Origin of the sequence: Trichocoleus sp. FACHB-6, assembly GCF_014695815.1 — a bacterium.
Taxonomy (GTDB): Bacteria; Cyanobacteriota; Cyanobacteriia; order Cyanobacteriales; family FACHB-T130; genus Funiculus; species Funiculus sociatus.
The window spans coordinates 19664-35219 of the sequence record NZ_JACJOY010000050.1; the positions used below are offsets into that span (position 1 = coordinate 19664).

Genomic DNA, 15556 nt, shown 5'->3' on the forward strand with positions numbered 1-15556 from the left:
ATTATTTTTAACTAATAGCTATAGCAATCCTATTTTAGTTGTGAGGTGCTAACCCTTCAGATCCCCGACTTCTCTTACGAAGTCGGGGATCTCGCCTTCACGAATCATTTAGGACTGCTATAGTTACCTAAAAGTACGATAAACTTTGGAAGCCTAAGCAACAGCATTTATGTCAGATCGAACTATGATGGACAAGCCATTAGGATCGGTAGTTCAAGGTTCCCTCAGTCAGGGACTAGAAGTAAAACTGCATCCCGATGTTTCTGTTGAGGATATGCGGGTAGGCAAATTCTTAGTTGTCAGAGGCGTTCGTTCAGACTTCTTCTGTATGCTTACCGACGTTTCTTTGGGAACTTCTAGTCAGCGAATTGTCGCCGATCCTCCCAGTCCCGATGACACCTTTTTGCAAGCAGTCTTGGCAGGAAGTGGCACCTATGGCACCATCAATTTAACACCGATGTTGATGCTGACCAGAGATGCAAGCGAATCTGGTGGAACTTATGTGGTAGCTGATACAAATACCAAGAAAGGAAGCGCGATCGCCTCATTTCAAGCGCAAACTAGCGGCGACATGGAGTTGCTACCAGTTAAAACAGTTCCCAGCCACTTTAGTCAAGTTTATGATGCCACTGAACGCGATTTTCGCGCCGTCTTCGGTTGGGAAGACGACCCCCACCGGCGCAACTTCGCCATCGGTCAACCACTGGATATGGAAGTACCAGTTTGTATAGATTTAGACCGATTTGTAGAACGCAGCAACGGTGTTTTTGGTAAATCTGGCACAGGCAAATCTTTTCTTACCCGCCTACTATTATCTGGCATCATCCGCAGGCAAGCAGCGGTAAATTTAATTTTTGATATGCACTCGGAATATGGCTGGGAAGCAGTCCGCGAAGGCAAACAATTCAGCACTGTAAAAGGTTTGCGTCAGCTATTTCCCGGTCAGGTAGAAATGTACACCCTCGACCCCCAATCTACCAAGCGGCGAGGAGTACGCGACGCGCAGGAACTTTACCTCAGCTACGACCAAATCGAAGTTCAAGATATCTTTCTGGTGCGGAACGAGTTAGGTCTTTCCGAAGCTGCTTTAGACAACGCCAACATTCTAAACGCCGAGTTTGGCAACTCTTGGATTGTCCAACTGTTGAATATGACCAACGAGGAGATCCAGATGTTCTGCGAGGAAAGGAAGGGCCATAAAGGTTCGATTATGTCCTTGCAGCGCAAACTGATGCGCTTAGAAAATTTAAAATATCTCCGAACTGCTTGTCCTCACAACTACGTAAATCAAATTTTGCAATCTCTCGATGCTGGTAAGCACGTAGTTATTGAATTTGGTTCCCAGTCGGATATGCTTTCTTATATGTTAGTGACGAATATGATTACTCGTCGCATTCACGCAGCTTATGTCCGCAAAGCTGAAACGTTTTTGCAGACAAAAAATACAAGCGATCGCCCGCAGCAGTTAGTAATTACTATTGAAGAAGCACACCGCTTTCTTGACCCAGCGATCGTCCAAAGTACCATCTTTGGCACCATCGCCCGCGAAATGCGAAAATACTTTGTCACTCTCTTAGTGGTAGACCAGCGTCCCTCTGGGATTGATAATGAGGTGATGTCTCAGATTGGCACCCGCATCACCGCTTTGCTGAATGATGAAAAAGACATCGATGCCATTTTCACAGGTGTCTCTGGCGGTGCGAGTCTACGTTCCGTTCTCGCCAAACTGGATTCCAAGCAACAAGCTTTAATTTTAGGTCACGCTGTCCCCATGCCAGTAGTAGTGAGGACTCGTCCTTATGATGAAACCTTCTACAGAGAAATTGGCGATACTTGCTGGGAAGAAATGTCTGATGAGGAAGTGTTCGCCGCCGCCGAAGCCGCTAAAGCTGATATTGGATTTTAGTCAGTTCTCAGGGAAGATTCCTAACCTGGTGACTACGGACTTCTTCCCAAAATCAGTTCGGTTATCCCACAAGAACACCTGTATCAGTTTCAGGGTTTTCCGGTCATCATTATATGTATGAGATAGATCCTTCTAGACCCCGCCTCACTCCAGCGTCAAAAAAATTGGTGGTGGCGGCAACTTTAACCCTATCGGATGAACCTTTCACCCTCAAGCGTCGTCTAACATTAGTGATATTATAGAAATGTAAGACAAACTCATACCGACTTTGACTTTAGCCTTGATTAGATATCAGGAGTGGCTAATAAGTGGTTGATACCAGCTTGAGAGGTATCCCCAGCGGAAGTATTTGACGAATGGTTCCTTATGTGTTACGGTAGCCTATTCAAATGGGTAGGCTATCTTTACAACTTTCGCAGGATGTGTCTGGCAGATTGACCTAGCTATTCTCATCTTAACAGCTGGCAATCTCCTATTTAGTTTAACCCCTGCTACAGATTTGTTGCTTGTTTACGGAGTCACCACTCACTCATGCCAATTGCCAACACCCAAAAAAAGACGACTAAACAACCCATGTTTACAGCTGATATGGTTCGCACATATCTGCATGAGATTGGGCGCGTACCCCTGCTGACCCACGAGCAAGAAATTGTCTATGGTAAGCAGGTACAGCAAATGATGGCGTTGCTTGAAGCTAAAGACGCTTTGGCAGAAACATTGCAGCGCGAACCAACTCATCAAGAGTGGGCAGATCATGTGCAGCTGAGTGAAGCTGAATTAGATAGAGTAATAAAGCTGGGAACAAGAGCCAAGCGCAAGATGATCGAAGCCAACTTGCGTCTAGTGGTAGCGATCGCCAAGAAATACCAGAAGCGTAACATGGAATTTCTGGATTTAATTCAGGAAGGCACGTTAGGCTTAGAGCGGGGCGTAGAGAAATTTGACCCGATGCGCGGTTACAAATTCTCCACCTACGCTTACTGGTGGATTCGCCAAGCGATTACTCGCGCGATCGCTCAACAAGCCAGAGCTATTCGCTTACCCATCCATATTACCGAGAAGCTGAACAAAATTAAGCGAGTACAACGGGAACTGGCTCAAAAACTGGGTCGCAGCGCTACCCCCGGTGAAATTGCCGAAGCGTTGGAATTAGAACCCGCTTTGATCCGCGAGTACCTGAATATCGCCCGTCAACCAATTTCTCTGGATGTGCGCGTCGGTGATAACCAAGATACCGAACTGCAAGACCTTCTAGAAGATGACGGCCCCACTCCCGATCATTACATGACCCAGGAATCCCTGCGGCAAGACCTAGACTCTCTCTTAGCAGAATTGACACCGCAGCAACGAGAAGTCTTAACCCTCCGCTTTGGCTTAGACGATGGCAACGAGCTTTCTCTAGCGAAAGTAGGCGAGAGACTGAACCTCAGCCGTGAACGGGTACGCCAACTCGAACACCAAGCCCTCGCACATCTGCGCCGTCGTCAAGCTAATGTCCGAGAATACATTGCCGCTAGTTAACTGTAGGAGCGGGATTAACCAATGATTCCCGGTTCTGGCAGTTATATCCAATAAACCCGCCCCCACAGCTTAGTAGGGGCGGGTTTATTACTAATTTGGCTTTTTTGTCCATATCTGGTTAAACATTCCGTCCCCTCTGTCCTTCAGGATTCAGTCGGTGGGGATTGCCCGCGCTCCTACTTTTGTAAAGTTTCCTAAAATATTTGCGTAATTCAGGCTGGTGCCGATGAAGTCAACGATCAGTTAAGAGACAAGCCCACGCTGACGCATTTAGGAAAGCTAATGGAACGGCTGAATCCAGGGACTACAAATCAGTCTTCTAGACTTCAGGGGCAATCTCCTGTAGAAAAAATTGTCCTTAATACGTCGCTTGACTTAACAAAAACTCCTATAGGGTGAGAAGTCTTTCACCCATTTGAGTGAAGCATTCAACCTTAATTATTAGCTATTTTTTAATTGGGGTCTTGAGTGTGTCTACTCTTAATTGCTAAGGGGATACTACGGTGCTAAACAAATTCTTCGATCGATTTTTTCAACAGCGTCATTTTGAAGTGCCTGCTTTGGGATTACTTCTGACAGTAGGCATGGCAACCAGCGCCGCTGCTTTGGAGACACTAGCCCCACTTTTGCCAGCAGCCGAACTTAGTTCGCCTTCACTAATTGCACAAACAACTATTTCACCAACCAAGCGAGTTCCTGATGGAATCTACCTCTATGGTAGTTCCCAAGAGCCAGAACAAATTGGTCAAGAGTATATGGTGTTTGAAGCGCGTCAGGGAAAAGTAGTTGGTGCATTGTATATGCCCTCTTCAGAATTTAGTTGTTTTTCCGGCACGGTCGCAGCACAGAAAATGAATTTGACCGTTGTAGATCCTTACGACCAAACAACAAATCCCTACTCAATTGCCCTTCAACAACCATCTCCTGTGGCCTCAAGTAGCGGCTTGCAAACTGACGGTAGCTTACAACTCCACGGATATGAGCGAATTACCAACCTTAGCAATAACGACCAGCGGATGTTGGGCGTTTGTAAAGCCAATTTTCAACGGTAACTTTTGTGGAGTGGGCTTGTAGCACTATTTTTCAAGACGGTTGCCCCCACAAGAGTGTAAGCTTTACAGATATGGTGGAGACAAGAGGGTATGAGCGAGTATCACTTCCATGACGAATCAAGCCTTTCAGACACAGCCGAAGCGCTGGGTAAAAAGGCTATGAAGTTAGGACTTATCCCTAGTTTTGTTGTACGTTACTTTCCAGATAGCAGACAATTTTACATCCCTAACGAGATAGAATCTGAACCTCTCACACCAGAAGAGGCATATCTTCGTTTGAGAAAATTAGTTGAACAATCTGATAAATCTGATCAATAAGTATTTTCTTAACAGTAGAAAATATAAGTTTAATAGCTAATGGCTAATAGCTAATAGCTATTAGCAAATTTATTCGGGAACTTCAACTGGCTCAGGGTTTAACCGGGATTGTTCTACTCCTGGTACAACTAATGGAACTGGGAGCAGTTGAGGTTTTGAGGGAACAAGCGATCGCATCACTTGCGATAGTGGGGTAGAACGCTTTTCTTGCACAAAGACCAAAGCTAATAAAGCAATTAGCCGTAAGGCAGCTGAGAGGGCAAACACTGCTTGCAAACCCCCAAAATTGACTTGAGAAGCCAGAAAGCCGCCAGTAGTCGTTCCCAAAGCACCACAGACCCCAGCAACAGCAGCAGCGATCGCAAAGTAAGTAGACTGATTGCGCCCCGATGCCACTGACATTTGCAGATTGTTGCTGCACAAGTCAATGGCTGCCCAAGTCCCACCCATCATCAAGTGTAAAAGTGGGAACCAAATCCAAATAGAAATCGGGTCAGCCCCAAGTCCCAGCCAGAATAAAGGTGTCACCGCTACCAATATTCCCACAAATACCAGCAACGGACGATTCCCCATCCGGTCTGCCAGCTTGCCCCACACCACCATCATCACTAAGGTAGCGGCAGACGTTAAGCTGCTATAGAAAGTTACCCAGGTGACACCTATATCCAGATTGTCCAGCAGGTAGAGACCAAAGAAGGGAGTGCAGATATTGACTGCAAATGCCCAAAAGCCAAAGTACAGCAAAAACCTCAAGAAATTAGGCTCAAAGCGAGATAAAGAGAGGGGGTGCTGAGGTGATGGGGTGAGGGGGGGAACTTCTCCCACTTCCCCACTCTCCCCTGCTGCTGCGAACTGCATCCGGGGGTTCACATCCGCCATGAAAAACTGACAGCCGAGACTAATTAGCCCCATGACTACCCCCAGCACTAAGACCACAGCGTAACCCTGAATCGTCCCACTAGGCCAAGCAGACACGGCTAGACCCAGCAGGGGTATACCTAGCAGCGTAGTCAAGCTTGTGACACTATTGCGAATGCCGAAATAGCGCCCCCGCAACCTTTCGGGAACCAACACCGCCATCCAACTCATCCAGTTCGCACTTCCCAAGGCTCCAACAACATTGGTTGCCAAGACTATCCCCAATGTCAAGCCGACTAATGTGTGCAAATCGGTGTGGTGCCAGCTTATCCACCCAATCGCCAATACTAAAATCAGCCACAGCAGCCGTGATGGGCCGTAAATCCAGACGTTATACCAGTAGCGGCTGGTGGTTTGCTCTGACAGATATGCTCCCAGCGGTTGCAGCAAATTCACCAACATAGGAACTGAGGACAGCATACCAATCTCCATTGGGCCAGCACCCAGTTGGAGCAAGAAATTACTCAGTAAGACACCGCCAGTAATGTTGCCAAAGATGGCAGCAAATACGGCATCCCAGGCAGATGCCTTCAGACTAGACCGAATGGCATCTTTGGAAATTTTCGCTGGCGATTGGGGGGATACCACCACAGAACCTGGGGTGGTTTCTAGAACCTCTAAATTTGGAGGAGATACGTTTTCAATTGGGGCTTGCAAGCGATCGCTCCTATAGTGGTTTCAAACTAGCTGGTATAGGCGAACACCAAAATCCTCAGTGATAAACACAACTATTCCTAAGCTGGTTTAAAATTAAGGCTTTTGATAGACTAGAAATTCTGTGCGGGGGAATCTACTCCACAAAGAAATACTTCTCAATCTATTCAAACAAAAATAAACCTAAGAGCATACTTATTTAGAAAGTGGTAGTTTGAGTAGTCTGACTGTCTTATATAGCTTTCCCAAAAAATCACAGTGAATCTCTATGGCTTGGGTGCATCCATACCAGGAAGTAAGCGCCAAGACATCGTACCAAAGGCCAGTAATGGCATCTGCCAAAATAAAGGGGCGTGGAGCTGTATGGCAAACGAGCAACAACTGGCTCTGCTAAAGCAAGGAGTAGAAGCTTGGAATAAGTGGCGCTCTTTGAGTCCAGGAATACCGCCAGACCTCAGGGGAGCCGATCTGAGCCAGGAAGATTTGGGCGGGATAAACCTGATGAAGGCATCTCTGAGTGGCGTAGATTTGAGCGGAGTGAACCTAATGGGGGCATCTCTGTCTCAAGCCGACCTGCGGGGCGCTAACTTGAGTGGGGCATACCTGAGTAAAGCAGATTTGTCTGAGGCGGATCTGAGTGAAGTAAACCTCAGCGAGGCTTACCTGTTAGAAGCGAACCTGAGTAGGGTGAACCTGGATGGAGCCGATCTTCACTGGGTATATCTCGGCAAAGCAGATTTATCCGGGGCGATCGCAATCGGGGCAAATCTGAGTGAGGTGGATATGCGGGGAGCAAACCTGATCGGCGCGAACCTGATCGGGGCGGATTTGCGGGGCGCGATTCTCATTGGTGCGGATTTACAAGGTGCGGATCTCTCCGGAGCCGATCTGGGTGAGGCAAACTTGATGGGAGCAAGGTTGCTCAAGACTAACTTTGAGCAGGCGAATCTTGCAGGTTGTTTAATTTATGGTATTTCTTCTTGGGGGCTGAATCTGGAAGCAGCCAACCAGTTAAACCTCAGCGTAGCTCCTCCAGGGGAAGGCGCGATCGCGGTGGATAATCTGGAAGTGGCTCAGTTTATTTACTTTCTGCTAAATCACCAGAAAGTCCGCGAGGTTTTTAATTCTATTCACTCCAACATTGTGCTGATCCTGGGCTGCTTTCAAAGTAGCGATCGCCTTGTCTTACTGGAGGAAATTCGGGATGCTCTTCGTCAACATGACTATTTGCCCATGTCGGTTGAGTTAGAAAAATCAACAACGCCCGAACTCAAGGAATCAATCTCTACCGTGGCGGGAATGGTGAAGTTTATCATTGCCGATTTCACAGACGCTCCTCACATTCCCCAGGAATTACTGAAAATCCTCCAAGGTATCTCTGAAGTCCCAGTGCAACCGTTAGTGCAAGTTGATACCACCCACTTAGCTATATCGGATGATTTGCACGAATATCCTTGGATGCTCCCAACTTACCAGTATCCGAGTCTAAGCCAAGCGATCGCTGACCTGAAAGAAAAAATCATTGCCCCAGCTCAAGCTAAGGCACAGGAGTTACGGGGCGGGTATTAGGATAGCGTTTATTTAGACTTTTGTAGCTTAGAATACAGACACTTTTGGTGTTGTACATTAACGGAGACTTTGCTTGATAGCTACCCAATTGTCCAACACCGCTTTTTAATCTTTACTACTTCCTCAGATAAATGCCAGTAATTTAAAGATTAAGTGAACGTTAATCTAAATGTTTTTAAACATCAAATATATTCCTTAAGATATAGAAAGTAAGGTCTAGAAGCGAATCGCGCTTTTGGTTAAGTTAATCAATTGACTCCAAGAGTAGAAAAGCTAAATTGCTTTGAAGGGATGAAAAATTGCGATCGCCATAAGGTGAAATTATCCGGAAGCTTTGTTCAAATAATTGAGATTGGTAAGGAAAAAATGGAAAATTATATAGTGAAAAGCAAAATAGATATAAAAAATAATCCCACAATTATTGCGATCGCAACCCGGTTTAAAGGTGCAGCCAACCAGCAGTTGGATTTGCTAAATTCTGGAGTAGAAACCTGGAATCAGACAAGAAAAGAGCATCCTCAGCTCCAGCCAAACCTGAGAAATGCCAACCTCAGAGGAGCTAACCTTAGCCAAGCCAATCTCAGTGGCGTAGACCTCGCCTCGACTAATCTTAGAGGCGCAAATCTCACCTCTGCCAACTTGAGTGGCGCAGACTTGAGCGGCGCAAACCTCAGCGGCGCAGACTTGAGATGGGCAGACCTGAGTGGAGCAAACCTGAGTGGGGCAAACCTCTGTAATGCAGTTCTGTGCCAAGCAAACTTCAGCGAGGTAAAATTCACCTCTGCCAACCTGAGAAAGGCAAACCTGAGTGGAGCCAATCTCAGTGATGCACAACTTTCTGAGGTAAACCTGCGTGGGGCAGACCTGAGATGGGCAAACCTGAGACGGGCAGTTGTTAGCGTGTCAGACCTCAGCAAGGCAGACCTGAGATGGGCAAACCTGAACGAGGCTCAGATGATTCGGACAAACTTGGAGAAGGCAAACTTTGAGGGTTGTACAGTTGATCGGATTTTTACATCAGAATTGAACTTAAAGGGAGTGAAGCAGTTGAATTTGGCGATCGCTGTTCTTGATAACCCTACAGTCACAGTAGACAATCTGGAAGTTGCTTGAGTGGGAAAGATTTGAAGAAGCGATCGCTGACCTGCAAGAAAAAATAATTGTCATAGCGTAGGGCAAAGACCAGAAAATTATCACCAAAAGGCTCGACTTAGGAAACGTTTCCTAAGTCGAGCTTTTAATTTTTGCGAATTATATTTCATAGTTCCAGGCAGCTTCGAGAACTCTTTGGGTCGCTACATCCAGAAATTCAAAAGTTAGGGTTTTGCCCAGCGCCGCAGCTTTCTCCATTCCATGCAGCAGGCTTTTGACTCCCTCCCTTTTGATAGCATTTACCGCAATCATATCCACCACCACAGTATCTGTCGCCAATTCCAAGGCTTGCTCTAGAGACTTAATAAAAGCAGGACTGGTCTTGCTATCCAAGCACCCACTGGGTCTGATTACCACAGTACTTGGTCGAAATTCTGATTTGGAAATTTGAGCAGGAGCTTTGGAAAACAAGTTCGTAAAGAAAAATTTCATGAAACCTCCAGAGTGTCTCGTTGAGCAGGAAATACTTACAAAATCTTTATATTGATAGAATCCAATGAAAGACTGATGACAGAGCTGTTAAAAGTCACCCTCGCGCAGCGATCGCGATCGCACTCTCACAATGACCTCAACCCCACCCCGCTTTGGATATACCTTGCCAGTGTTTGCTTGTGCCGCTGCAATTGCCGCCCTGCGCTGGTTACGCCAAGAACAACTAGAAATAAACGCTGTGTCGGTGGATTTAATTGAACCCGCCGACACAGTGGAAATACCCATTGAGCAGGTTGCTAAAATCGGTGAGGGGATGGCGCTGGCAATTACCACCAGCGATCCCGGCGATAACCTTGACCTCACCCGCAACACACCGATCTGGGTGTTGGTGGAATGGCTTGAAGAAGACAAAAGGCAATCTCCTTTTTTAAACGGGGTAGCAAAAGGAGAACAATCAGTTCACTCCTCACTCCAAACTCCTCACTCCTCCATCCGGATCAAAGGCGGTGAAGGAATTGGGCGAATGGTGAATGCTGGTGACAAACCGGCAATTTATGCTTATGCCCAGCGGCTGTTACAAGAGAATTTGCAGCGTCTGCTGTCACCAGAGGAAAAAATTCAGGTGACGATTATTTTGCCCTTCGGGCGATCGCTTGCCCAACGCACCTCAAATGCAGCTTTTGGCGTTGTGGATGGACTCTCGCTACTGGGAACTACAGGCATTTCTCAGCCGTTGAGTGCTACTGGACAGCTAGAAGCTTTCCGCGAGGAACTGCAACACAAAGCTCACTTCGACTGTTTGGTGTTCTGCGTAGGGGAAAATGGCTTAGACTTGGCGCGACAACTGGGTATTCACCCAGACAGAATGGTAAAAACTGCTAACTGGCTTGGCCCAATGTTGGTAGAAGCTGGATTGCAGCAGGTTAAGTCAATCTTATTATTTGGCTACCACGGCAAACTTATAAAACTTGCGGGGGGAATTTTTCACACTCACCACCACCTTGCTGATGGAAGGATGGAAATTTTGACTGCTCATTGTGCAAAGCTGGGTTTACCGACTGCGGCATTGCAGGCAATTTTCCAAAGTGCTACAGCGGAAGATGCGCTCTTTTACCTGCGCCAATTGGACGATGCTAATGGAGGCGCGATCGCCGATCAAGTTTATAGCTCACTTTCCGAGGCTATTGACACGCGATCGCAAGCTTACATCCGCACGATGATCGATACTCAAGTTACCGTCGGTTCCCTGCTGTTCGATCGAGATCGCCGGATTATCGTCAAAAGCCAAAATGGTGCCGCGTTACTGTATCAAGTGTGTTAATTTTATAGGAATACCAATTAACTTAATAAATAGCAATAAAGCAGTTTTTCTAGAAAATTAGTAGTTATTAGTCATTAGTAACTAACTAAGGACTATTGAATATCCACACTATCACCATTCAGGATACTCCGGTGACTCTACAGACACAACCACTGCCTCAAATAGAAGAGAATTTGGGGCAACTGAACCGCCAAATAATTGTGATTCTTGACTTCGGCTCTCAGTATTCCGAACTGATTGCGCGTCGGATTCGGGAGACACAAGTGTACTCGGAAGTGCTGTCTTATCGAACCACAGCCGAACAGCTAAAGCAACTCAATCCCAAGGGAATAATCTTCTCCGGTGGCCCTAGTTCCGTCTATGACAAGAAAGCGCCCCATTGCGATCCCGAAATATGGAATCTGGGCGTTCCCATACTGGGAGTGTGTTATGGAATGCAGCTGATGGTGCAGCAGCTGGGTGGGGAAGTCACCAGTGCTGACCGGGGAGAGTATGGCAAGGCATCCTTATTGATTGACGATCCCACGGATCTGCTCACCAATGTGGAAGATGGCACCACCATGTGGATGAGTCATGGGGACTCTGTAACCAAGATGCCAGAGGGGTTTGAGGTGCTGGCACACACAGCAAATACTCCTTGCGCTGCGATCGCTCACCACGAGAAAAAGCTCTACGGTGTCCAGTTCCATCCAGAAGTCGTTCACTCGATTGGGGGTATTGCCTTAATCCGCAACTTTGTCTATCACATCTGCGACTGCGAACCGACTTGGACGACAGCAGCTTTTGTTGAGCAGTCAATTCGAGAAATTCGCGCCAAAGTTGGTGATAAGCGAGTGCTGTTAGCTTTAAGCGGCGGTGTCGATTCTTCCACGCTGGCCTTTTTGCTGTACAAGGCAATTGGCGATCAGTTGACTTGTATGTTTATTGACCAAGGCTTCATGCGGAAAGAGGAGCCAGAACGGTTAGTGAAGCTGTTCCAAGAGCAATTTCATATTCCTGTGGAACACGTTCAAGCAAGAGAACGTTTCCTAAATGCGATCGCTGGTGTCACAGATCCCGAAGAAAAACGCCGCCGCATCGGTCACGAATTTATCAGCGTCTTTGAAGAAGAGTCTAAACGTCTTGGCCCCTTTGATTATCTTGCCCAAGGCACTCTCTACCCAGATGTTATTGAATCAGCTGATACCAACGTCGATCCCAAATCTGGCGAACGGGTAGCAGTGAAAATTAAGAGCCATCACAACGTCGGCGGTTTGCCTAAAGACTTACGGTTTAAGTTAGTCGAACCGCTGCGAAAACTCTTCAAAGATGAAGTGAGAAAAGTCGGGCGCTCAATTGGTTTACCAGAAGAAATTGTACAGCGGCAACCCTTCCCCGGCCCTGGACTGGCAATTCGCATTTTAGGCGAAGTTACAGCAGAGCGATTGGAAATTCTACGCGATGCGGATCTAATTGTCCGTCAGGAAATTAATCGCCAGGGAATGTACAACCAGTTCTGGCAAGCTTTTGCTGTGTTGTTACCTATTCGCAGTGTAGGCGTGATGGGCGATCAGCGTACTTACGCTTATCCGATTGTCTTACGCTTCGTTTCCAGCGAAGATGGCATGACGGCGGATTGGGCAAGGGTGCCTTATGATTTCTTGGAAACCGTTTCTACTCGTATTGTGAATGAAGTTCGGGGTGTCAATCGCGTGGTTTACGATATCACTTCTAAGCCACCTGGAACTATCGAGTGGGAATGAAGAAAAGGAAGGATTTTAAACGCAAAGGTTCGCAGAGGGGATCCCAAAAATACGCAGAGTAATCTCCTTGGCGTAATTCGTCTCCCTTTGTGATCCTTTGCGTTAAAAATTTATTTTTAAGTTATTGTCTTTTCCTTAACTTTTGTGGAAAACCTGCAAAAATCTGTGGAAAAGCCCCTCTTCCTGTGGAAAACTATGCCTATTTTGATTTCGTTTTGTAGGTAATTTGGTCAGATTGGTAAGCGGGTGGTTCGACGTGAATGAGAATTCGGACGGGGTTGAATCGTTCTTGCAAGCGTTTCTCGACTTCTTCTGTGATTCGATGGGCAGTTTCGACATCAATGGCATCTACAATTAAGTGCATTTCAATAAAGGCTTGTCGCCCGACGACACCTCTGGAGGCAATTTCGTGGCAGTTAATTACTCCGGGTACTTGCATTACAATCGCATGAATTGCTTCAGGCGCAATCGCCATTTCATCCACCAGCCAAGGCAAATTATCTTTTAAAACATTCCAGCCACTCCAAAACACCAGCAAAGCAACTGGAAAAGCTAAAACTATATCTAGCCACTGAATACCTTGCCAGACACCAATCAACCCACCCAGAACGGTAATCGTCACCCAAACATCGCTCATCGTATGCTGGGCATCAGCAATCAAAATCGGGCTACCCACCCGCTGACCGACATGGCGCTCGTAGAATGTGACAAAAATATTAACTCCTAACACAATCAGCAGCAACCACAGCTCTGATGGTGATATCTTTACTGGGTCGCCGCCGCCCTTGATAATTCGTTCTATTGCCCCTCGCAAAATTTCAAAGCAAGCAATACCTAAAAAAGCAGCAATTCCCAATGCTCCCACTGCTTCAAATTTCTGGTGTCCGTAAGGATGATCCCGATCCGGTTGGGGAGAAGAAAACTGACTGGCAACTAATCCTAAAACGTTATTGGCACTATCGGTTACGCTATGTAAGGCATCAGCCAGCAGGGAGAGAGAACCTGTCCAAGTTCCCACCACAGCCTTCAATCCCATCACGAACAGGTTAAGTAGCAGGGTAATAATTAAAACTTTACGCACTGCCGAGCGGTTATCTGCAACCACAGAATTTCTTTCACTCGCCATTTGTATTTTATGGCACCCAGTCTAGAACCTATTGTTGGCTGATAGCATCTATTTCGGGTTAGAAAAAATTTTGCAGGTTGGGTTGAAGAACCTCACCCAGAAAATAAAGTTGGGTTGAGCGATCGCGAAACTCAACCTACAGATTCTATTGTGTGGTAAGAAGTTATAGTTACGAGTTAATTCAATCCTCGCTTCCTAACTTCTCACTGTTAATTACTCATGTCCGGTTCACAACTCAGGCTTAACCTGGTTGAAGGCTCTGTCACCTTCAGCTTTACGCCCCAAGCGGCGCAAGATTTACAAGGCGCGATCGCACAATTAATGCAGAGTCTTAAGTTGGTAGCTGGTGGCGGCGGTAAAACCAATCCCCAAAAACCAATGGAGTATCGCTACACCGGAGATGTCTTTCTAGAGATTTTCTGCAACCCTAATATCTGGCCCAGCCCTTTTGCAGCTAAAGTTCTGCTTACCCTGCGTGATGAACGCATCCGCTTGACTACGGAAGCTGAACTTACTCGCTTGATTGAGGATATCAATCAGTACCTAGAGCAGGTAAGCTAAACCAGGAAGCTTAAAAGCAAGCTTAAAAGCATCTTTCTTAAGAAGGATGCTTTTAAGCTTGTATCTCAGCACAATGTCCCTTTGTATGCTTAAAATGGTCGGCAAGTTTAGATGTCATTGGTGTCTTTGCTTAGCTGGCACCAATGTGAGCTTTGCCCCACAGTTCGCATTTTGGCATCCCAAAAGGAAGTCAACTATAGCGATCACTCGATTCTTATCAAATCATTCAATTTGGCTCAATTTACCTAATGAACTCTGATAATCTCTTTGACTTAGTACACAAAGGATTTCGCGTCACCTTGGGTGCGACGGCTTCCCTGGTGGAGAGCGTACAAGACCCGCAAAAGCGAGAACAAAATCTTGAACTGTTAAAAACAGACTCAAATTTGCTCTTAGAGCAGTTGGCAGTAAAAGGAGAGACAACTGAGCAGGTAGCTCGAAGTTTTGTTGACTCGCTAATAACACCAACTGATCGGACTGAGAGTACGGCTACCTATGGGACACCCAGTTCCACCGTCACAACCTCGACAACATCGGTTGCCCAACAGGATGTGCAGATAGAGCTACAGGAGTTGACTGCACAAATTGCTGCCATGCGGACTGAGTTAGAGAAGCTACGCAACCCCGACTCAGAGATTTAGATCGGCTTTAGAATTGATTTTGTCAAACCCGCATAAGAGATAAGTTCTCTAGATCGGGCATTAAAAGTAAAAATTGGTAGGTAATCCAGAGATAGCTGTCTTCCACTGTGATGTTTTAAGCGTGGAGGACGGATTGCTTTTGGTTGCACCAAGTTTCCTGGTGAACCGCTCTCCTTGTCTTAAAATTGTCTTCAATCTAGATTTATCAGTCGTTATCCCATTCTTCTTGACCCATCAGATCGCCGATGCGATCGCGGAGTAAGATATTGCACCTTTCTAGTTCACACTCAACACAAACCCACTCACGAGCGGGAATGTACTGACAAAGGACGTAGATCGGTTGCTGACGAGTCACAACTCCCTTCTCCACTAATTGACGTGCTTCATCTTGAATAACATCGATGGAATATACAGACGCACCAGTTAGCATTGTGTCAACGCTCATAAGTCCTCAACCTATAAACTAACGGATCTAAAATTAATATTAACGAATAGTTCGTAGCGCGAACATATAAAAAGTTCAGTATATTGAGTTACAAACTAAATATTCTTTTTAATAAAGATTGCAAAAGTCAGGGACTTTTGACAATCAATTCCGTCTATATAGGGATGAAATTACGCCAGGAAGGGCGTAGTAAGCCTA

General features: G+C 46.3%; 15 protein-coding genes. 11 read left to right on the top strand and 4 right to left on the bottom strand.

What is annotated here, in order from left to right:
- Positions 1-169: 169 nt before the first annotated feature.
- The 5 genes from H6F66_RS09090 (at position 170) to H6F66_RS09105 (ending at position 4797) form a co-directional block, all read left to right on the top strand.
- Entirely contained in the window at positions 170-1906 is a 1737-nt protein-coding gene (locus tag H6F66_RS09090; RefSeq protein WP_347269355.1) for an ATP-binding protein, read from the top strand.
- Positions 1907-2019: 113 nt separating this feature from the next.
- Positions 2020-2148 carry a hypothetical protein gene (locus tag H6F66_RS28850; protein WP_277873816.1) on the top strand — a complete coding sequence of 43 codons (129 nt, stop codon included), beginning with the start codon at positions 2020-2022 and terminating at the stop codon, positions 2146-2148.
- 289 nt (positions 2149-2437) lie between these two features.
- The gene (locus H6F66_RS09095) at positions 2438-3427 is read left to right on the top strand and encodes an RNA polymerase sigma factor, RpoD/SigA family (RefSeq protein ID WP_190420409.1); all 990 of its coding nucleotides are present in this window, start codon (positions 2438-2440) and stop codon (positions 3425-3427) included.
- 503 nt (positions 3428-3930) lie between these two features.
- Positions 3931-4479, top strand: coding sequence for a hypothetical protein (locus H6F66_RS09100; RefSeq protein WP_190420411.1), 549 nt, complete (start codon positions 3931-3933; stop codon positions 4477-4479).
- Between the two features lie 90 nt (positions 4480-4569).
- Positions 4570-4797, top strand: coding sequence for a hypothetical protein (locus H6F66_RS09105; protein ID WP_190420413.1), 228 nt, complete (start codon positions 4570-4572; stop codon positions 4795-4797).
- Between the two features lie 69 nt (positions 4798-4866).
- Here H6F66_RS09105 and H6F66_RS09110 read toward each other — a convergent pair whose 3' ends face one another.
- Positions 4867-6372, bottom strand: a complete 1506-nt coding sequence (locus H6F66_RS09110) for an MFS transporter (RefSeq protein WP_190420415.1) — start codon at positions 6370-6372, stop codon at positions 4867-4869.
- Between the two features lie 255 nt (positions 6373-6627).
- On the opposite strand from H6F66_RS09110, the gene H6F66_RS09115 reads away from it, so the two are divergent.
- Both H6F66_RS09115 and H6F66_RS09120 read left to right on the top strand, forming a co-directional pair.
- Complete coding sequence (locus H6F66_RS09115) at positions 6628-7938, top strand: pentapeptide repeat-containing protein (RefSeq protein ID WP_190420417.1); 1311 nt, start codon at positions 6628-6630, stop codon at positions 7936-7938.
- 366 nt (positions 7939-8304) lie between these two features.
- On the top strand, positions 8305-9051 hold the full coding sequence (locus H6F66_RS09120) for a pentapeptide repeat-containing protein (protein WP_199313312.1): 747 nt from the start codon (positions 8305-8307) through the stop codon (positions 9049-9051).
- Between the two features lie 138 nt (positions 9052-9189).
- Here H6F66_RS09120 and H6F66_RS09125 read toward each other — a convergent pair whose 3' ends face one another.
- Positions 9190-9522 carry an STAS domain-containing protein gene (locus tag H6F66_RS09125; RefSeq protein WP_190420419.1) on the bottom strand — a complete coding sequence of 111 codons (333 nt, stop codon included), beginning with the start codon at positions 9520-9522 and terminating at the stop codon, positions 9190-9192.
- A gap of 130 nt (positions 9523-9652) precedes the next feature.
- Here H6F66_RS09125 and cbiD point away from each other — a divergent pair, with 130 nt between their 5' ends.
- Together cbiD and guaA are read left to right on the top strand one after the other, a co-directional pair.
- Positions 9653-10843: a cobalt-precorrin-5B (C(1))-methyltransferase CbiD gene (gene cbiD / locus H6F66_RS09130; RefSeq protein ID WP_190420421.1), complete on the top strand. Its 1191-nt coding sequence runs from the start codon at positions 9653-9655 to the stop codon at positions 10841-10843.
- Positions 10844-10974: 131 nt separating this feature from the next.
- Positions 10975-12585, top strand: a complete 1611-nt coding sequence (gene guaA / locus H6F66_RS09135) for a glutamine-hydrolyzing GMP synthase (protein WP_347269357.1) — start codon at positions 10975-10977, stop codon at positions 12583-12585.
- Between the two features lie 199 nt (positions 12586-12784).
- On the opposite strand, the gene H6F66_RS09140 is transcribed toward guaA, so the two are convergent.
- Positions 12785-13690: a cation diffusion facilitator family transporter gene (locus H6F66_RS09140; RefSeq protein ID WP_190420647.1), complete on the bottom strand. Its 906-nt coding sequence runs from the start codon at positions 13688-13690 to the stop codon at positions 12785-12787.
- 240 nt (positions 13691-13930) lie between these two features.
- On the opposite strand from H6F66_RS09140, the gene H6F66_RS09145 reads away from it, so the two are divergent.
- A complete protein-coding gene (locus H6F66_RS09145) occupies positions 13931-14272 on the top strand; it encodes a hypothetical protein (RefSeq protein ID WP_190420423.1) in 342 nt (113 codons plus the stop codon).
- A 248-nt stretch (positions 14273-14520) separates the two neighbouring features.
- Positions 14521-14913 carry a hypothetical protein gene (locus H6F66_RS09150; protein ID WP_190420425.1) on the top strand — a complete coding sequence of 131 codons (393 nt, stop codon included), beginning with the start codon at positions 14521-14523 and terminating at the stop codon, positions 14911-14913.
- A gap of 205 nt (positions 14914-15118) precedes the next feature.
- Here H6F66_RS09150 and H6F66_RS09155 read toward each other — a convergent pair whose 3' ends face one another.
- The gene (locus tag H6F66_RS09155) at positions 15119-15358 is read right to left on the bottom strand and encodes a DUF4327 family protein (protein WP_190420427.1); all 240 of its coding nucleotides are present in this window, start codon (positions 15356-15358) and stop codon (positions 15119-15121) included.
- Positions 15359-15556: the final 198 nt, after the last annotated feature.